This is a genomic window from Pseudomonas sp. Root329 (assembly GCF_001424925.1).
Lineage (GTDB): Bacteria > Pseudomonadota > Gammaproteobacteria > Pseudomonadales > Pseudomonadaceae > Aquipseudomonas > Aquipseudomonas arabinosi.
In genome coordinates this window covers 260784-278582 of record NZ_LMCV01000012.1, presented here as the reverse complement: position 1 = coordinate 278582, position 17799 = coordinate 260784, and the positions used below count along the sequence as shown (strand labels likewise).

Annotated in this window: 17 protein-coding genes; 12 read left to right on the top strand and 5 right to left on the bottom strand. The window is 59.8% G+C overall.

Annotation, left to right across the window (positions count from 1 at the left end):
* Positions 1–55: 55 nt before the first annotated feature.
* Complete coding sequence (locus tag ASC74_RS12785; protein ID WP_056741695.1) at positions 56–940, bottom strand: LysR family transcriptional regulator; 885 nt, start codon at positions 938–940, stop codon at positions 56–58.
* 121 nt (positions 941–1061) lie between these two features.
* Between ASC74_RS12785 and ASC74_RS12780 the strand changes: the two genes are divergently transcribed.
* The 3 genes from ASC74_RS12780 to lldD all read left to right on the top strand — a co-directional run bounded on the left by ASC74_RS12780 (position 1062) and on the right by lldD (position 5729).
* Entirely contained in the window at positions 1062–2723 is a 1662-nt protein-coding gene (locus ASC74_RS12780) for a GMC family oxidoreductase (RefSeq protein WP_056741694.1), read from the top strand.
* A gap of 139 nt (positions 2724–2862) precedes the next feature.
* The gene (locus ASC74_RS12775; RefSeq protein WP_056741693.1) at positions 2863–4485 is read left to right on the top strand and encodes an MFS transporter; all 1623 of its coding nucleotides are present in this window, start codon (positions 2863–2865) and stop codon (positions 4483–4485) included.
* 101 nt (positions 4486–4586) lie between these two features.
* The gene (lldD, locus tag ASC74_RS12770) at positions 4587–5729 is read left to right on the top strand and encodes an FMN-dependent L-lactate dehydrogenase LldD (protein WP_056741692.1); all 1143 of its coding nucleotides are present in this window, start codon (positions 4587–4589) and stop codon (positions 5727–5729) included.
* A gap of 68 nt (positions 5730–5797) precedes the next feature.
* Here the strand turns inward: lldD and ASC74_RS12765 are convergent, their stop codons facing one another.
* On the bottom strand, positions 5798–6166 hold the full coding sequence (locus ASC74_RS12765; RefSeq protein WP_046048949.1) for a DUF427 domain-containing protein: 369 nt from the start codon (positions 6164–6166) through the stop codon (positions 5798–5800).
* Between the two features lie 348 nt (positions 6167–6514).
* On the opposite strand from ASC74_RS12765, the gene ASC74_RS32105 reads away from it, so the two are divergent.
* From ASC74_RS32105 to ASC74_RS12735, 7 genes are all read left to right on the top strand, one after another.
* On the top strand, positions 6515–6991 hold the full coding sequence (locus ASC74_RS32105; RefSeq protein ID WP_236713283.1) for a hypothetical protein: 477 nt from the start codon (positions 6515–6517) through the stop codon (positions 6989–6991).
* Positions 6913–8745, top strand: a complete 1833-nt coding sequence (locus ASC74_RS12760) for a C1 family peptidase (protein ID WP_236713281.1) — start codon at positions 6913–6915, stop codon at positions 8743–8745. Before ASC74_RS32105 ends, ASC74_RS12760 begins: the two co-directional genes overlap by 79 nt.
* Positions 8746–8863: 118 nt before the next feature.
* Positions 8864–10813: a DNA topoisomerase III gene (locus tag ASC74_RS12755; protein WP_056741691.1), complete on the top strand. Its 1950-nt coding sequence runs from the start codon at positions 8864–8866 to the stop codon at positions 10811–10813.
* Between the two features lie 78 nt (positions 10814–10891).
* A complete protein-coding gene (locus ASC74_RS12750) occupies positions 10892–11524 on the top strand; it encodes a glutathione S-transferase family protein (protein WP_056741690.1) in 633 nt (210 codons plus the stop codon).
* 44 nt (positions 11525–11568) lie between these two features.
* Positions 11569–12072, top strand: a complete 504-nt coding sequence (locus ASC74_RS12745) for a GNAT family N-acetyltransferase (RefSeq protein ID WP_056741689.1) — start codon at positions 11569–11571, stop codon at positions 12070–12072.
* A 520-nt stretch (positions 12073–12592) separates the two neighbouring features.
* Complete coding sequence (locus ASC74_RS12740; protein WP_056741809.1) at positions 12593–12922, top strand: hypothetical protein; 330 nt, start codon at positions 12593–12595, stop codon at positions 12920–12922.
* Between the two features lie 124 nt (positions 12923–13046).
* Positions 13047–13349, top strand: a complete 303-nt coding sequence (locus ASC74_RS12735) for a hypothetical protein (protein WP_056741688.1) — start codon at positions 13047–13049, stop codon at positions 13347–13349.
* On the opposite strand, the gene cynR is transcribed toward ASC74_RS12735, so the two are convergent.
* A complete protein-coding gene (gene cynR / locus ASC74_RS12730; RefSeq protein ID WP_056741687.1) occupies positions 13335–14240 on the bottom strand; it encodes a transcriptional regulator CynR in 906 nt (301 codons plus the stop codon). The genes ASC74_RS12735 and cynR overlap by 15 nt on opposite strands.
* Before the next feature lie 124 nt (positions 14241–14364).
* On the opposite strand from cynR, the gene cynS reads away from it, so the two are divergent.
* Positions 14365–14832, top strand: coding sequence for a cyanase (cynS, locus tag ASC74_RS12725; protein WP_056741686.1), 468 nt, complete (start codon positions 14365–14367; stop codon positions 14830–14832).
* A 188-nt stretch (positions 14833–15020) separates the two neighbouring features.
* Positions 15021–15683 (top strand): carbonic anhydrase, encoded by a 663-nt coding sequence (locus tag ASC74_RS12720; RefSeq protein WP_056741685.1) that lies wholly within the window; start codon positions 15021–15023, stop codon positions 15681–15683.
* Positions 15684–15761: 78 nt separating this feature from the next.
* On the opposite strand, the gene ASC74_RS12715 is transcribed toward ASC74_RS12720, so the two are convergent.
* Positions 15762–16112 carry a BON domain-containing protein gene (locus tag ASC74_RS12715; protein WP_056741684.1) on the bottom strand — a complete coding sequence of 117 codons (351 nt, stop codon included), beginning with the start codon at positions 16110–16112 and terminating at the stop codon, positions 15762–15764.
* Positions 16113–16279: 167 nt separating this feature from the next.
* On the bottom strand, positions 16280–17782 hold the full coding sequence (locus tag ASC74_RS12710) for an aldehyde dehydrogenase family protein (RefSeq protein WP_056741683.1): 1503 nt from the start codon (positions 17780–17782) through the stop codon (positions 16280–16282).
* Positions 17783–17799: the final 17 nt, after the last annotated feature.

Sequence of the window (17799 nt, the reverse complement as noted above, 5' to 3'; positions counted from 1 at the left end):
GACGGAGTGTCGGATAACGCTCCTTGTCGTCATTCAATAGACTGGACGACAAACCTTATCCCAGCAACAACGCCTGCTCGGCCTCACACAACCCCACCACGTAATCCCACAACACCCGCAACCGCACGGATTTGTGCAGCTCACGCCGCGTGCTGATCCAGTAGCTGCGCTGAATACTCTCATCCGGCAGCAACGGCACCAGGCCGGGATCGGCGCTGGCCATGTAGCACGGCAGCACGGCGATCCCCAGTCCTGAGCGCGCAGCCTGTTGCTGGGCGATGACGCTGGTGCTGTGAAAGACCACCTGCGGATTGCGGCAGAAGCTGTTGAGGAACATCAGTTCCTGGCTAAACAGCAAGTCATCGACATAGCCAATCCACGCATGACGAGCGAGGTCTTCGCGGCTGCGCAGCGGTGGCGAACGGTCGAGATACTCCTGGCTGGCGTACAGCGCCAATCGATAGTCAGTCAGTTTGCGCGTGACCAGCATGTCGGCCGCCGGGCGTTCGAGGTGGATGCTGATCTCGGCCTCGCGATTGAGAATGCTGACAAAGCGCGGCACCGCCACCAGTTCCACTTCCAATCCCGGATAGCGTTCAAACAGGCCGTTCATGCGGCTGGCGAGGAACATGATGCCCAACCCTTCGGTTACGCCAACGCGGATCTTGCCTAACGGTGCACTCGACTGAGTGATTTCTTCCTGAGCCAGCAACGCGACGTTTTCCATCGCTTCGGCGTGCTTGAGCAACGCTTCACCGGCCGGGGTCAGCTCATAACCCTGGGCGTGCTGAACAAACAGCGCAGTACCGAGGCTCTTTTCGATGGCCTCGATGTGCCGGGCCACGGTGGCGTGGGTGGTGTTCAAACGGCGGGCAGCGGTGAGCAAACGCCCGCTGCGCTGCAACTCGAGAAAAAACCGCAGGTCATTCCAGTCGAACATGAACCGTCCTTGAGGTGGGGCTGTTTAAAAACGCACAGCGGCTGCGCAAAAACTAACATTCTTTTGACGAAAGCTAACAACTAGGATGACCGACAACAAGAACAACAACATGAGGTCACGGATGCAGACTTCCCTGGATGAATACGACTACATCGTGGTCGGTGCCGGCCCGGCCGGTTGTTTGCTGGCCAATCGGTTGTCGGCCGACCCGCAGAATCGGGTGTTGCTGCTCGAAGCCGGCGGCCGCGACAACTATGCGTGGATTCACATCCCCGTGGGTTACCTGTTCTGCATCGGCAACCCGCGCACCGACTGGTGCTTCAAGACCGAAGCGCAACCCGGCCTGCAAGGTCGCGCCCTGAGTTATCCGCGTGGCAAGGTGCTCGGCGGCTGCTCCTCGATCAATGGCATGATCTACATGCGCGGCCAGGCCGGCGACTATGACGGCTGGGAGGCCCAGGGCAATCCCGGCTGGAGCTGGCAAGACGTCCTGCCATTGTTCAAAAAAAGCGAAAACCACTTTGCCGGCGACTCGGAATTCCACGGTGCTGCCGGTGAATGGCGGATCGAACGTCAGCGGCTGTCGTGGCCGATTCTCGATGCCTTCCGCAGCGCCGCCGAGCAAAGCGGCATCGCCAGCATCGATGACTTCAACCAGGGTGACAACGAAGGCTGCGGCTACTTCCAGGTCAACCAGAAGGCCGGGATTCGCTGGAACGCGGCCAAGGCGTTTCTCAAACCGATCCGCAACCGCCCCAATCTCACCGTTCTGACCGATGTCGAAGTCGACCGCGTGCTGCTGGAAAACGGCCGTGCGTCAGCGGTCAGTGCGCGTTGGCAGGGTCAGGCGAAAACCTTCAAGGCGCGCAAGGAAATCGTGCTGTGCGCCGGTTCCGTCGGCTCACCGAGCATCCTGCAACGTTCCGGGATCGGCCCTCGCCCGCTGCTGCAACGCTTGGGGATCGGCGTTGCCCATGAGCTGCCCGGCGTGGGTGGCAATCTGCAGGATCACCTGCAACTGCGCCTGATCTACAAACTGGAAAACGCCCGCACCCTTAACCAAATCGCCGGCAGCCTGTGGGGCAAAATGGGCATGGGCCTGCGTTACCTGTATGACCGCAGCGGTCCGCTGTCCATGGCGCCGAGCCAACTCGGGGCCTTCGCCCGTTCGGGGCCGGAGCAGACATCGGCGAATCTCGAGTACCACGTTCAGCCGCTGTCGCTGGAGCGCTTCGGTGAGCCACTGCATGCCTTCCCTGCCTTCACGGCGTCAGTGTGCGATCTACGCCCGCAAAGCCGTGGCCGCGTCGAGATCCGCTCCACCGATCCGCAGGAAGCGCCGCTGATTCAGCCCAATTACTTGAGCCATCCGGAAGACTTGCGGGTGGCAGCGGATGCCATTCGCCTGACCCGCCGCATCGTCGCGGCACCGGCCCTGCAAGCATTCAATCCGGTCGAGTACTTGCCCGGCGACAGCTTGCAGAGTGAAGAGCAATTGCACGAAGCCGCCGCCCGCATCGGCACCACCATCTTCCATCCGGTCGGCACTTGCCGCATGGGCAATGACGCGGACGCCGTGGTCGATGCGCAACTCAAAGTCCACGGCATCCCGGGCCTGCGCATCGCCGACGCCTCGATCATGCCGCGCATCACCTCGGGCAACACCTGTTCGCCTACGCTGATGATTGCCGAAAAAGCGGCACAACTGATCCTTACCACCCCTGCAATCACTCCCCTTGTGGGGGCGAGCCTGCTCGCGAAAGCGGTAGACCACCAACATTGATGTGCACTGATACGACGCCTTCGCGAGCAGGCTCGCTCCCACAAGGAGTCGTACTAGATTTACGGACGTTGAAATACCGCTACAAGGACTACGCAACACCAGTGGAACAAAAAAAACAATCACTGTGAGGGATACCGATATGTCAGAACATGTTCAGCCTCTGGAAGCCGTGCGCAGCGCGGGCACCAGCAAGGAAACCCAGAAAGTCATCTTCGCCTCGTCGCTCGGGACGGTCTTCGAGTGGTATGACTTTTTCCTCTATGGCGCCCTCGCGGCGGTGATCAGCAAACAGTTTTTCGCCGGGGTCAATGACACCACGGCGTTCATCTTTGCGCTGATGGCCTTCGCTGCCGGCTTCATCGTGCGGCCGTTCGGCGCCTTGGTGTTTGGCCGGTTGGGGGACATGATCGGGCGTAAATACACGTTCCTTGCGACCATCATCCTCATGGGCCTGGCGACCTTCTGCGTCGGGCTGCTACCGACCTACTCGAGTATCGGCATTGCTGCGCCGATCATCCTTGTGGTGCTGCGCATGCTTCAGGGCCTGGCCCTGGGCGGTGAATACGGCGGCGCTGCGACCTATGTCGCGGAACACGCACCGATGGGAAAACGCGGCTTCCACACCAGCTGGATTCAGTCCACCGCGACCCTCGGCTTGCTGCTGTCGCTGCTGGTGGTGCTCGGTTGCCGCTACTTCACCGGTGACCAGTTCGAAGTCTGGGGCTGGCGGATTCCGTTCCTGTTCTCGATCATTCTGCTGGGCATCTCGACCTGGATTCGCATGAGCCTGCACGAGTCGCCGGCGTTCGTGAAAATGAAGGAAGAAGGCAAGCTCTGCAAATCGCCGCTGCGCGATTCCTTCGGCAAATGGGAAAACCTGAAAGTCGTCCTGATCGCCCTGTTCAGCATCAACGCCGGGCAAGCCGTGACCTTCTACGCGGCGCAGTTCTACGTGCTGTTCTTCCTCACCCAGTTCCTGAAAATGGACCCGGCGCTGGCCAATAGTCTGTTGATCGTCAGCGTGATCATCGGCGCACCGTTCTTTATTTTCTTCGGCTGGCTGTCGGATAAAGTCGGGCGCAAACCGGTGCTGATGATCGGCCTGTTGCTGGCGACTGCACTGTACTTCCCGATCTTCAAGTCCATCGCCCACTACGCCAACCCGGCCATCGACCAGGCCAGCCGTCAGGCACCGATCACCGTGCTGGCGGACCCGGCCACCTGCACCTTCCAGTTCGACCCGGTGGGCAAGGCGAAATTTGACAGCCCGTGCGACAAGGTCAAAACCTTCCTGGTGAAACAGGGCCTTCCTTACAACAGCGAAGCCGCACCGGCCGGCAGCGCCGTGCAGGTCAGCGTCGGTGAAGTGAAACTCGATGGTTACGATGAAGCGGCCCTGCGTGGCGCCGTGACCCTGGCCGGGTATCCGTCAAAAGCCGACACCCAGCTGGTCAACAAACCGATGATCGTGGCGCTGATCGTCGCTCTGATCATCATCTCCGCCATGTGCTACGGCCCGCTGGCAGCGCTGATGGTCGAACTGTTCCCGACCCGCATTCGCTACACCTCGATGTCCCTGCCGTACCACATCGGTAATGGCTGGTTCGGCGGTTTCCTGCCAACGGTGTCGTTTGCCTTGGTGGTGTACACCGGGGACATCTTCTACGGGCTGTGGTACCCGGTGCTGATTACCGGGGTGAGTCTGGTGGTGGGCATGATCTGTTTGCGTGAGACCAAGAACGTAGACCTGGATACCAACTGACAGCACAGGCAAAAAAACGCCCCGCAATGCGGGGCGTTTTCGTTAATCTGATCCTACGCTCGACGCAACCATCGCCCCGCCACTCACCAGACCGAGGCACCATGATCATTTCATCGGCATCCGACTATCGCGAGGCAGCACGTCGCAAACTCCCACGTTTTTTGTTTGATTACATTGATGGTGGGGCTTATGCAGAGCACACGCTGAGGGCCAACAGTGCTGATCTGACCGGCATCAGCCTGCGTCAGCGCATTCTGAAAAACGTCGAAACCCTGAGCCTTGAAACCACCCTCTTCGATCAACCACTTTCAATGCCGATCATATTGGCGCCGGTAGGGCTGACGGGTATGTTCGCCCGCCGTGGTGAAGTGCAGGCGGTAAAAGCGGCGGAAAATAAAGGCATCCCGCTTTGTCTATCAACGGTTTCGGTGTGTTCGATCGAGGAAGTCTCGGCACAAAGCCAACAGTCCATCTGGTTTCAGCTGTATGTGTTGAAGGACAGAGGCTTCATGAAAAATGCACTGGAGCGGGCGAAGGCCGCCGGTGTGAAAAACCTGGTGTTTACCGTGGACATGCCCACGCCCGGCGCCCGATACCGGGACGCACATTCGGGCATGTCAGGCCCTTTTGCATCATCGCGGCGAATGCTTCAGGCCATGACCAAACCCGACTGGGCATTCAACGTCGGCGTCATGGGACGTCCACACGACCTGGGCAATATCTCGAAGTACCTTGGCAAAGCCGTCACGCTCGAAGACTACATGGGCTGGTTGGCCAACAACTTCGACCCTTCGATCAGCTGGAGTGATCTGGAGTGGATTCGCGAGTTCTGGAAAGGCCCGATGATCATCAAAGGCATTCTCGATCCTCAGGATGCCAGAGACGCGGTCAGCTTTGGCGCGGACGGCATTGTCGTGTCGAACCACGGTGGGCGACAGCTGGACGGCGTGCTCTCCACCACCAAGGCCTTGCCGCCGATCATGCAAGCCATCGGCAATGATCTGACGGTGCTGGTCGACTCGGGCATCCGCTCGGGACTTGATGTCGTGCGGATGTTGGCGCTGGGCGCAAAAGGCGTATTGCTGGGGCGTTCAATGGCCTATGCACTGGCGGCCGATGGTCAACGCGGGGTGGAGAATATGCTGGATATCTTCGCCAAGGAAATGCGCGTCGCCATGACCCTGACCGGGGTGACCTCGATTAGTCAGATTGATGAATCCACGCTGGTGGATGCTGTTCGATGAGCTGAACACCTGACCATAAAACGCCGCGCCCATGCGCGGCGTTTTCGTTGATGCCTGGAAAGCGACCCTCACTCGACGTCTTTGAGTACCTCAAACGTGACTTGATCGGGATAGAACGCCATGTAGCCGCGAATCTGATCGACCGACACTTTGGGGTCTTCATAGCTCCACACCGCGTTAGCGCCCTCATGCCCCGGGACTTGCAGACTGAAATAGCTGGCATCGCCCTTGTAGGGGCAATAACTCGTGTGATCGGTGCGGGCAAAGTATTTTTCATCGATGTCCTCCCGCGGTACGTAATACACCGGAGGATAGTTGGCCTCGAGCAACACCAGCGCCCGTGCGGACGCGGCCACCTGAATACCGTGAAACTTTACAAGCAGGCAGCCTGGCTGCTCTGCAATGGTGATGACAGGACTAGGACCGGTGCTTTTCATGAAATACGTTCCTCATGACGGTGATGAACCTGTGAGAGCGATGCTTGCCCGCGGTGGGCGGCGCAGCAGCCCCAAAACCTGAGACCACGACTTTCAGGTATAACCCAGATTCTGCACTCACGACGGCTTCGCAGCCGAACGGGACGATGCGGCGCTCCGACGAGCCCCCTCGACGGCATAGGTAACGCCAAGTCCCTGCACGGCAAGGTCCATGCGTCCTTCCACCGAATTGAATAGTCGAAGTCGGCGAAACATCGTCTACGATCAATAGCACCGTTGTCACCCCTACTGCGCAGTCAGGCAGTCGTGGCGTGGGGGTTCGAGTCTCAGATACTTGAGGGTCCCCACATGCCCGCCACGAAGTTTTCCCTCGATCAGAAAATCATCACCCTGGATGCCCGTCCCGATCGCCTCGACCTGCGTGATCGGATCTTCACCCCACGGGTCCAGTCACTGCCGCCCTCCTGGCCCGCCGACAAAGACATTGCCACCGAACTCTCCGCATACCTGGGTAAAGGCCTGGTGCTCTACCAAGGCAACGAAGGTGCGTGCACAGGGTTCGGGCTGGCGGCGGTGGTCAACTATCTGTTGTGGCTGCGGGACCGGGCGTCCATCAAGACGAGCCCGCGTCAGCTTTATCATCTGGCCAAACTTTATGACGAATGGCCGGGAGAAGACTACACCGGTTCCAGTTGTCGCGGCGCGTTGAAGGGATGGCATAAGCACGGCGTCTGCGCGGAGGAACTGTGGCCCTATACCGTCAAGCCCGACGGATCGGTCCGGCGTTTGAAGCGCCCGCCGAAAATTGGGCAACAGACGCCGTGACCCGGCCGCTGGGGGTTTACTACCGCGTCGAGAAAGACGACATCACCGCCATGATGGCGGCGCTGTACGAAGCGGGTGCGCTTTACGTTTCCGCCAATGTGCATCAGGGCTGGGCACTGATGCAGCCCAAAGGCAAAAAACGTCCGCCGGCGGTGTTCCAGAGCATGTCTCAGCTGCCCGTCATCAAATGGCCGACAACCAGCCAGGGCGGTCACGCCTTTGCCTTGATCGGCTACACCCATCAGGGCTTCATCGTGCAGAATTCCTGGTCAACCGACTGGGGATTCTCGGGCTTCGCCATCCTGACGTTCGAGGACTGGCTGGCCAATGGCACCGATGCCTGGACCGTGGCCCTCGGTGTGCCGATTGAACACGGCGCGTTATCGCACAACGCGCGGCCTTCACGCTCCCGGACCGATGTTCAATCAGCGTTTCGCAGCGCGCTGTCGAGCTCCAGCGCCAAGCGCGAAGGTTTCTCGCTGTTCACCGCCGGTGCCCGCGATACCGCTCGCAAAGGACCTCCCCTGTTGACCATGGATCAGGCGTATGGCCTGACCATCGTGCTGGAAAACAACGGCAGTATCGGCCCCCGCCTCACCGACGTCGAAAACGTCCGCGCGGGCGTCAAGCGAATCGTCTACGAGTCACCGCGCGCCTGGTACGACAAGCTCCCGGCGGCCAACAAACCCGCCGTGCTGCGCATCGCCGTCATCGCCCACGGCGGGCTCAATTCCGAGCAGGACTCCATCAATCGAATCTGCGCGATGGCGCCCTACTTTCTTGAAAACGGCATCTATCCATTGTTTGTCACTTGGCGCACCGGGGCGCTGGAGACGTTTGCCGACATCGTCAAGGATGCCCTCCCAGGGCTGTTTCCCGAGGCTGGCGGCATCAGCGATATGTTGAAGACCCTCAAGGACAAAGCCCTGGAAGGCTTTGATCGAACGGTGGAACTGGCCACCAAAAAACTCGGCGGCGATCAGTGGAGTCAGATGAAGCAGAACGCCGAAGCCGCCTCAGTCGCAGGCTTTACCCCGCGCGGGCTGGTAGAAATGGCCGAGAACCTGAAAAACCTGGTTGCCGACATGGGCAAGAAGAACGTCGAACTGCATTTGATCGGCCATTCCGCGGGGTCCCTGATCAATGGCCACTTGATTCAACTGCTCTCAGCCAGAGGTTTGGCCATCGACACGTCGACGCTGATGGCCCCGGCCTGCACCCTCGATTTCGCCAACCAGACCTACCGCAAAGTCATCGAAGGTGGAGGACTCAAGCGCAAGGACTTCCACATTTACATGATGTCCGACAGCCGCGAACAGGATGACAACGTCATCGGCGTGTACCACAAGTCACTGCTGTACCTCGTTTCCCGTGCCTACGAAGAACTGCAACGCATGCCGCTGCTGGGCATGGCCAAGAGCCTGGACAAGAACTTCCAGGACTTCAGCAATCCCGATGTGGCGGAGTGGAACATTGCCGCCAAGAGCATGACCGAACAGTGGAACCAGTTTTACTGGGGAAAAACCATTCCGGCCGGGTTTGCCGCAACGGGTCGTGGGCTTCCCGAAGCGTTCACGCAAACCCTGCATATCTTCAACGATTCACAAATGAACTATGGCGCGGGCACCAAAAAGGACACCTCCCACGGCGGGTTCGACAATGATGTGAACGTCATTACCGCTGCCTTGCTGACCATTCTCAGGCGAGAGCCCGGCGCGAAGCTGGACCAACCGGTGGTTAACCTGAACTACTGAGGCGCCTGTGCAATGAATCGCAACGCACCGACTGTACATCCATACAGATAAAGATTGCCCCATCGCTCATCAGCCGCCATTCTGTCCGCCTCTCGACAGTTGATGAGCGATGGTGGTTATGCGGCTGTACCTCTGTGAAAAACCTTCCCAGGCCAAAGACATTGCGGCCGTCCTCGGCGCCAGGCGCCGTGGCGACGGCTGCTGGCTGGGAACGGACGTCACGGTGACCTGGTGCATCGGCCATCTGCTGGAAACCGCGCCGCCGGACGCCTATGACGCGCGTTACAAGCGCTGGGTGCTGGCGGATCTGCCGATCATTCCAGAGAAGTGGAAGATGACCGTCAAACCGCGTACGGCCAGCCAATACAAAGCGGTCAAGCGGCTGCTCGGCGAGGCCAGCGAACTGGTGATCGCCACCGACGCCGACCGTGAGGGCGAGATGATCGCCCGGGAACTGGTGGAGCATTGCCGTTATCGCGGGCCGATCCAGCGGCTATGGCTGTCGGCGCTGGACGATGCGTCGATCCGCAAAGCGCTGGCAGCCCTGAAGCCGGGGGCCGAGACCTTTAGCCTTTACCATTCGGCACTCGGGCGCTCCCGGGCCGACTGGCTGATCGGGATGAACATGAGTCGGCTGTTCACACTGCTGGGGCGTCAGTCCGGTTATCAGGGCGTTTTGCCGGTCGGTCGGGTGCAAACGCCGACCCTGCGCCTGGTGGTGGATCGCGACCGCAGCATCGCCGATTTCGTGCCGGTCGCCTATTGGGCCATCGATGTGCAACTGCTGCACGACGGCACCGCGTTCACCGCCCAATGGCGTGCGGCCTCCGAGGTTTGCGACGATCAGGATCGCTGCCTGAATCAGGCGTTGGCGCAAAATGCAGCGGCGGCAATTGGCAGTGCGGCGAGTGCCCGGGTGATCAAACTGCGTACCGAGCGGATGCGCGAAGTGGCCCCCCTGCCCTTCGATCTGGGCACCTTGCAGGAAGTCTGCTCGAGGAAGCTCGGGCTCGGCGCCCAGGAAACCCTTGACATCGCCCAGGCCCTGTACGAAACCCACAAGGTCATCACCTATCCACGCAGCGACTGCGGTTATCTGCCCGTGAGTCAGCACAGCGAAGCACCGGGCATTCTGGCCGCGCTGAGGCAGGCTGATCCGGCACTGAACGCCTTGAACGATTTCCTGGAGCCTCAGCGCCGCTCACGGGCCTGGAACGACGCCAAGGTCAGCGCTCACCACGGCATCATCCCCACCGCTGCGGCGAAAAACCTCGAGCGGCTGGCGGGCAAGCAGCGGGCGGTCTACACCCTGATCCGCGCGCGTTATCTGGCGCAGTTTCTGCCCAACCATGAATACGACCGGACCCAGGCCGACTTCGACTGCGCCGGTGAAGCCTTGCGTGCCGTCGGCAAGCAGATCGTCGAACCCGGTTGGAAGCGCGCCCTACCCGAAGCCCTTGCCCCGGCCAAGGGCCGCGAAGCACCGGCGCCGCAAACGCTGCCGGCATTGGCCGAAGGACGTGACTGCGCGGTGGCCGACGTCAAGCTCAAGGACCTCTGGACGCAACCGCCCAAACCGTTCACCGAAGGCGATCTGATCAAGGCGATGAAGAACGTCGCCAAACTGGTGGAAGATCCACTGCTCAAGCAGAAACTCAAGGACACCACCGGCATTGGCACTGAAGCGACCCGCGCCTCGATCATCCAGGGCCTGCTCGACCGTGGTTATCTGATCAAGAACGGCAAGGCCCTGGCCGCCACCCCGGCCGCGTTCAGCCTGATCGATGCGGTGCCGCGTGCCATCGCCGACCCCGGGACCACAGCGATCTGGGAGCAGGCGCTGGACATGGTGCAAAGTGGCGAGATGACCCTGGAAGAATTCGTCACCAAGCAAGCCGCGTGGATGAGCAAACAGGTCGCCCGTTGCGCCGGCCTGAGCCTGACCATCAGCGGACCGGCAAGCCCCGCCGGGCGCGGTGCCACACCGTGGAAAAACAAACGCAAGCCCGCCAAACGCAAGCCCTCGACCGGCACCAAGCGCGCGGCAAAACCGGCGAGCAAGGCTTGAGGGCACTTCGGGCGAGCCAAAAGGGTCTAGTGTTCTTCAAGTCCAGCGACAACCCCATTTTCTGATAAGGCTTCGACCATGATTATCGTGCATCACCTGAACAACTCCCGTTCCCAGCGGATTCTCTGGTTGCTGGAAGAACTGGCCATCCCTTACGAGCTGAAATGCTATCAGCGCGACCCGAAGACCAACCTGGCACCGCCCGAATTGAAAGCGATCAATGCCTTGGGTAAATCACCGGTCATCGAAGACGGCGCGCAAAAGCTGATTGAGTCCTCGGCGATCATCGACTACCTGATTCGCCGTCATGGCGACGGTCGCCTGCAACCCGATCCGTCCACCCCCGCCTATGACGAATACGTGCAGTGGCTGCATTTCGCCGAAGGCTCGGCGATGTTGCCGCTGATGTTGAACCTGTACGTGGGGCGTCTCGGTGAAGCCGGCGCGCCGTTGCATCCACGGATCAATTCGGAGGTGGCCAACTACCTGGGCTACCTCGACACGGCTCTGAGCCAGTCCGATTACCTGCTGGGCGATGAGTTCAGCGCCGCCGACATCCAGATGAGTTTTATCGGCGAGATCGCCAGAGCCCAGGGCAAGCTCGGCAACTATCCTCATATAGCGGCCTGGATTGAACGCTTTCAGGCTCGCCCGGCCTATCAAGCTGCACTGAAAAAAGGTGGGAAATACGATTTCGCCCCCACTGAGTGATCACGCCTGGGCCACGGATGGCCTGCACCTCAGGAGCAATCAACATGCCCTTGATCGAACTGCACGCCGCCCAGCGCGACGAACTGGAAACGATTGAAAACCTGATGCAGTTCTACATGTATGACTTCAGCGAGTGGCTGCCGCTGAAGCTCGGTGAACATGGCTTCTTCAACGCCCAGCCCAAACCGGGTTACTGGCGAAAACCCGCAACCAAGCCGTTTCTGATCAAGGTCGACGGTGAATTGGCCGGCTTCGTGACGGTGGATGATGAAACCCATACTCACGGCGCCGAGTACAACATCGGCTACTTCTTTGTCAGTCGACGCTTTCGTGGCCAAGGCGTCGCGAAGTTTGTCGTTTCCACCCTCTTGAGCCGGTTCCCCGGTCAATGGCAAATTTTCCACCTCGACGTGAATCAGCCTGCGCGGCGGTTCTGGGCCCGGGTCTTGACCGATCTCACCCATGGCGAGTTCACCCTGCTTCAGCTGCCGGTAGACGGTTATCCCTGCACCGTTTACCGATTCCAGACATCGCTGCCAGCGTCCTGACTGGCGCTTTCCCCTTCCGCTTTTTAATTCCAAACGACTTTGTCCGACAATATGTAGTGACCAAAAATAATCACTACAAAACCGTTGACGCCTCCGATTTGCCCTTGCATGATGCAGACGTCTCCCCGATCGGGAGAACAGGCAACACGTTTGAGCAAGCTCGTCTGACCGCCGAGCTGTTTTTCCCGGATACACGCTGCCCACAAGGCAGATTGAAGAAGCTGACCTGGCCTGAACGTCCAGTACAAGGACGAGAAGCGCTGGCGATCAATCCTCATGAAGCTTGTGGTCGACCCTGAAAGCGTCGGCAGTGGCCAGAAGGTTTTCGCCGCTTCTCCTCGTTGTGACGCTATTGCGTAGCAGTTATTCAACACGACTACATGCAACAGACGCGGGACCCCGTCATTTTGGCGGCCGACCGCTGACGTCCTGGTTTCGGTGCCAGGGATCAACTAACCGATGGGCTACCTGTATTAGCGAATCAACTTTGAAAGATCACCAAATGGTCAAGGGGTTTACTATGAATCTGAACAATCAACCCACTATCGATGAACTGGCTCATCTGTTCGCTGTACAAAAAGACAGCCATGACAGCCATATTCTGTGGATCAGCAAGTCGGGCCAGGTGCATATCGACTGCCTGTCGACGCACGCTGATGAAGCGGAGTTCGACAAGAACAACCAGAACCTGCTCGCCCGACTGAAGATGTACCGTCGCGGCCAAGGCTATGTCGGCAAGAAAGCCGCGGCTGACAAGGACTTCATCGGTAATGTTCTGCAAACGCTGAAACAGGCCTGGGCCTCGATGCAGAACCAGAACGAAGTTCGGGTGATTGATCGGTTCTACTGATACCTCCACACCCCATCCATAAAAAGGCCCCGCTCGTCATATCGAGCGGGGCCTTTTTGTTTGTCTCGTGCGCACCAAACAACGCTATGGTTAACCGTGTGCACTGGATCATTGGAGGATTGTGATGAACATACAACTGACAGGCTTGCTGTTGCTCGTAATGGCCAGTGCTGCCCATGCAAACAGCATCACCGGCGTTCCGTTGTTCGATGCGGACTGCCCCGGAAAAATCATCGTCCACGCGGATCAGGACGGACCGGTGTTGATCAACAGCAAGGAAGCCGAGACCAAAGCCATTGACGATCGCCGTTTCGAAGCCAAGGGTTCGGGCGTCGTCATCTCGATCCTCCTCTCCGATGACGACTCGGTCACGGTGTCCTCCACGGGCAAGGCGCCCAATGGTGTGTGCCAATTAATAGAAGACTGATGTCGTCGACTCACCTGCAGCCGCACCCAACACCAGCTCCATAAAAGCCACCGACGCTGCGCTGTGATAGTTGTTTTTGCGTCGAAGCAGCGCGGCCCCTCGTTTGGGAGCCTCCCCCAACAACGGGATTTTGCGCAATGCCCGGTCCTCGGTGGCAATGGGCTCCGGAAGGACGGTGGCGATGGCCGTGTGCCGAATGACTTCCAGCAAGGTGCTCACCGAGTTGACCTCGATCACCACCTTCGGCGTGATCTGCTCCTGGGCAAAGTACTCATCAATGCGGGTGCGGGTAACGAAGTCGGGGGCCAGCAGCGCAAATTCCAGTTGCGCGACCTCTTGCGCGGACAACGTGACCTGGCTTTCGTATAACGGGTGATCTCGCCCCACCATGACGCCCAAGGTCTCGGTAAACGCCGGGATCGACTCGATGTCGGCATTTCTGACCTGGGTAAACGCGATGGCGATGTCCAGTGAGTCATCCACCAGACCGGCCTCGATGTCATCCATCGACAGCTCGAAAATCTGCAAATGGATGTTCGGATACCGCGCCACGTAATCACGCACCAGCGGCCCCACCAGGTACGCCATGAACGTTGGGGTCATGGCCAGCCGCAAGGTGCCGCGGGACAAGTCCTTTACGTCATGCAGCGCACGTTTACCCGCCTCCAGTTCCACCAGCACCCGACGAGCACATTCGATGTAAGCCTCGCCCACATCGGTGGGTTTCACCGTGCGCGAGGTTCGGTCGAACAGGCTGACGCCCAGGGTTTCTTCCAGTTGCCGGATCTGTTGGGACAGGGTCGGTTGCGAAACGTGAAGCGCCTCGGCGGCGCGGGTGAAACCGCCGTGGTCGGCGACCGCCAGCAAATAGCGCAAATGTCGGAGCAGCATGGGGAATCACCATCTATAGGCTGTGCTTATGCGCAGCATTGTATATCGATCTTGGACGCTATGGATCGATCGGCAGAAGATGGCTCCACACCCAAGCAACATCACTCCCGACAGGAGAAATACCATGCAACAGTCCCACGCTTACAACGACCCAAGCCTGGCCCTGACCACGTTGCTCCTCGATGCAAAAGCGCGCAAAAACCTGTCCTGGCAGGACCTGACCGACGGCACCGGCCTCGGTCTGGCCTACGTCACTGCCGCCCTGCTCGGTCAGCACCCGCTGCCGGAAAGCGCCACCAAAGTGATTGGCGAAAAACTCGACCTGGACGCCGACACCGTTGCCCGCCTGCAGATCATCCCGTTGCGCGGCAGCCTCTCGGGTGTCCCGACCGACCCGACCATCTACCGCTTCTACGAAATGATCCAGATATACGGCACGACCCTGAAAGCCCTGGTTCATGAGCAATTCGGCGACGGCATCATCAGTGCGATCAACTTCAAGCTCGACATGAAGAAAGTCGAAGACCCGGAAGGCGGCTCCCGCGCAGTAATCACCCTCGACGGCAAGTTCCTGCCACTGCGTCCTTTCTAAGTGGATGACAGGCGAGTCGAATTTCCACCTGTGACACGCGATCCCCTGTAGCAGCTGTCGAGCTCGCGAGGCTGCGTTCGAGGACGTAGTCCTCGCAGCCCAGGCGACTGCTGCGCAGCCGAACGCAGCCTCGCGGGCTCGGCAGCTGCTACAAAATAATCATTCGATTCACGTATGAGGACATCGCAATGAAAGCGCTCATCGAAGGTTTTTTAAAGTTCCAGAAAGAAGTCTTTCCGCAACGGACCGACCTGTTCAAACATCTGGCCACCACCCAGCATCCGGGCACGTTGTTCATCACCTGTTCCGACAGCCGTGTGGTGCCGGAACTGCTGACCCAACAAGAACCCGGTGAACTGTTTGTGATCCGCAATGCCGGCAACATCGTGCCTTCCTACAGCCCTCACCCCGGCGGTGTGTCGGCCACGGTCGAATACGCGGTCGCAGTGCTCGGCGTCACCGACATTGTGATCTGCGGGCACTCGGACTGCGGCGCCATGACCGCCGTCGCCAAGTGCAAATGCATGGACCACCTGCCCGCCGTCAGCGGCTGGTTGCAGCACGCCGAGTCAGCGAAAGTCATCAACGAATCCCGCTCTCACGCCAATGAAGCGGCGAAGGTGAGTTCAATGGTTCGGGAGAATGTCATCGCGCAACTGGCCAATATCCAGACGCATCCGAGCGTGCGCCTGGCTCAGGAGAAAGGCCTGCTGAATTTGCATGGTTGGGTTTACGACATCGAGACCGGTTCGATTGACGCCCTGGATGCCGACAGCCGCCGTTTTGTGGCGCTCGCCGAGTATCCGGACACCTGCGCCCTTCAGGCCCGATCCATAGAAGCAGCCGCCTGAAGTGGGTATCCACTGGCAGAGACGATCGACGCAGCGCTCCCGACTCACGGGCGCGCTGCACTGACACGATCGACCGGGTTATTTATCGTCCATCTTTGCTGAAGATTGTGGCCGAATTTCAGCGCTCTCTTCGGCGTTGGGGGGTTCTGGAATACTGCCTGGTGTGAACACGTGAGTCAGCAAGTCTCTGGCATCGACCTCGACGACGCCCTGAACCGAACGGGCCAGAGCTACAGCCTGCTCACACTGTTTATGGGTGTTGACGCGGCCGCTCAATGCCACCGTGCCTCCGTGGGTTTTGACATGGATTTGCAGGCCAAGGCTGGGTTCATCCATTGCCAAGGCTGACTTCACCCTGGCGGTAATCCACGTGTCGTGAACGCCCCTTTCCAGATCATGAGAGTATTGTTGAAAGGAATGAAGTTTCATGGTGTAACCCTCTCTCCGTCATCAGATGCACTGCCCGTCCATTGGCTGTGCAGCCTTGACGCTCAGGCGAGCGTTATGGACATCTGATTCGTTTTGGAGTGCTCGCCACGCCCATACGGACGCACATTAAGTATAGTGCGGCCGTTGACTGGGGTCGTGGCGCTGGATCAGCGTTTGACCGACAGATCCGTCTGGGTCATGCGACTGCGGATCGTGAACACCCCATCTCCCGAGAGAATCGCGCTGCGAGCAAACAGGCGACCGCTCTCCCAGTTCGAAAGCCCCAGTTCCGGCTTGTTCAGCGCGTACTGTCCGTCGACCCAGCGGGTAATCCCGTTACCGACAAACGGTGCGTTGACCGCGCTGTAGAAGCGTTCCTGAGCCGCGGCATCTTCACTGATCAACGACACGGTGAACTGCGGGCTATAGCGATTGAATAACGCAATGGCGCGGTCCAGGTCATCGACGATCTTCAGGCTGACTTCCGGGGTTTCTTCCCATTCCCACTCGCGGCCCAACTGGTCCTCGGGCAGCGGTTCGGCCAACGCTTCGGTCTGGTAGCCTTCGGCGCGGTACACCTCAACGCTGGCGGTCTGCCAATCGGCTGGCAAGTACGGCTCACTGCCTTCGACAATGTGCAATTTGCAGCCCTGTCCGCGTGCGGTGCCGGCCTGTTGCAGTGCGTCGAGGAACAGCGGCAGCAACTCGGCGACGCGGTCACGGTGAATGAGGCAGACGTTCATCGTGTTGCAGACTTTGCGATCCAGCGAGTTGCGCACTACCGCGGCAAAGCGCTGGGCATCGGCGTCCTTGTCGGCGATCAGCCAGGCGCCACCAGTGCCGTGCAGGCTGACGGCGGTGCCGGCCTGTTGGGCGATGCTGCCCAATTGACTGACGGCGCGACCCGAACCACGGGCCACCGCCAGCGACAGTCGCCGGTCGGCGAACATCGCCCAGCCGGCGGCGTGATTGACGCTTTCCACCAGCGACACCGCGCCGGTCGGCAAACCGGCGTCGCTCAGTGCCGGATTCAGCGCGTGGGTGACGATGGCTTGCGCTGTGCCCAACGCATCGCTGCCAATGCGCAGCACCGCCGTGTTACCCGTGCGCAACACACCGGCGGCGTCGGCGAAGACGTTCGGCCGGCCTTCGAAGACGAACGCGACGATGCCCAGCGGCGAGACCACTTGCTCGACTTTCCAGCCGTCATGCTCGATGCAACTGACCACTTTGCCGCGCGTGGCCGACGCATCACGCCAGGCCCTGAGGCCGGCGATCATGTCGCGGCGCATGCGCTCATCCGCCAGAAGCCGCGTGGTGGAACGCCCACGGGCCTTGGCCCGCTCGATGTCGGCCAGGTTGGCGGCTTCGATCAAGGCCCAGCAGTCAGGGTTTTCCAGGCGTTGGGCGAAGCGATCAAAGAACTCGCTGATGGCTTGATCGGAGACCGCGGACATTGCGCTGAAAGCCGCTTCGGCCCGCTCGATTGCAATGGCCGCCGCTTGCTGGTCGGCCACTGGGATCAGCAACAATTCGCCGCTGACCTGCTCCACCAGCAAATGGTCCCCGGGCTGAAAGCGCGCGGCCAATTCGGGGCTGACCACAGAGACACGATTCCCGGCGAAAGGGATAGGCGTGCCAGCGACTAGACGTTCGAGCGCAAGAGACATGAAGCGGTTTCACCATG

Coding starts and splice junctions, on each gene's coding strand:
- ASC74_RS12785 (WP_056741695.1), bottom strand. CDS start 940: ATGTTCGACTGGAATGACCTGCGGTTTTTTCTCGAGTTGCAGCGCAGC.
- ASC74_RS12780 (WP_056741694.1), top strand. CDS start 1,062: ATGCAGACTTCCCTGGATGAATACGACTACATCGTGGTCGGTGCCGGC.
- ASC74_RS12775 (WP_056741693.1), top strand. CDS start 2,863: ATGTCAGAACATGTTCAGCCTCTGGAAGCCGTGCGCAGCGCGGGCACC.
- lldD (WP_056741692.1), top strand. CDS start 4,587: ATGATCATTTCATCGGCATCCGACTATCGCGAGGCAGCACGTCGCAAA.
- ASC74_RS12765 (WP_046048949.1), bottom strand. CDS start 6,166: ATGAAAAGCACCGGTCCTAGTCCTGTCATCACCATTGCAGAGCAGCCA.
- ASC74_RS32105 (WP_236713283.1), top strand. CDS start 6,515: ATGCCCGCCACGAAGTTTTCCCTCGATCAGAAAATCATCACCCTGGAT.
- ASC74_RS12755 (WP_056741691.1), top strand. CDS start 8,864: ATGCGGCTGTACCTCTGTGAAAAACCTTCCCAGGCCAAAGACATTGCG.
- ASC74_RS12750 (WP_056741690.1), top strand. CDS start 10,892: ATGATTATCGTGCATCACCTGAACAACTCCCGTTCCCAGCGGATTCTC.
- ASC74_RS12745 (WP_056741689.1), top strand. CDS start 11,569: ATGCCCTTGATCGAACTGCACGCCGCCCAGCGCGACGAACTGGAAACG.
- ASC74_RS12740 (WP_056741809.1), top strand. CDS start 12,593: ATGAATCTGAACAATCAACCCACTATCGATGAACTGGCTCATCTGTTC.
- ASC74_RS12735 (WP_056741688.1), top strand. CDS start 13,047: ATGAACATACAACTGACAGGCTTGCTGTTGCTCGTAATGGCCAGTGCT.
- cynR (WP_056741687.1), bottom strand. CDS start 14,240: ATGCTGCTCCGACATTTGCGCTATTTGCTGGCGGTCGCCGACCACGGC.
- cynS (WP_056741686.1), top strand. CDS start 14,365: ATGCAACAGTCCCACGCTTACAACGACCCAAGCCTGGCCCTGACCACG.
- ASC74_RS12720 (WP_056741685.1), top strand. CDS start 15,021: ATGAAAGCGCTCATCGAAGGTTTTTTAAAGTTCCAGAAAGAAGTCTTT.
- ASC74_RS12715 (WP_056741684.1), bottom strand. CDS start 16,112: ATGAAACTTCATTCCTTTCAACAATACTCTCATGATCTGGAAAGGGGC.
- ASC74_RS12710 (WP_056741683.1), bottom strand. CDS start 17,782: ATGTCTCTTGCGCTCGAACGTCTAGTCGCTGGCACGCCTATCCCTTTC.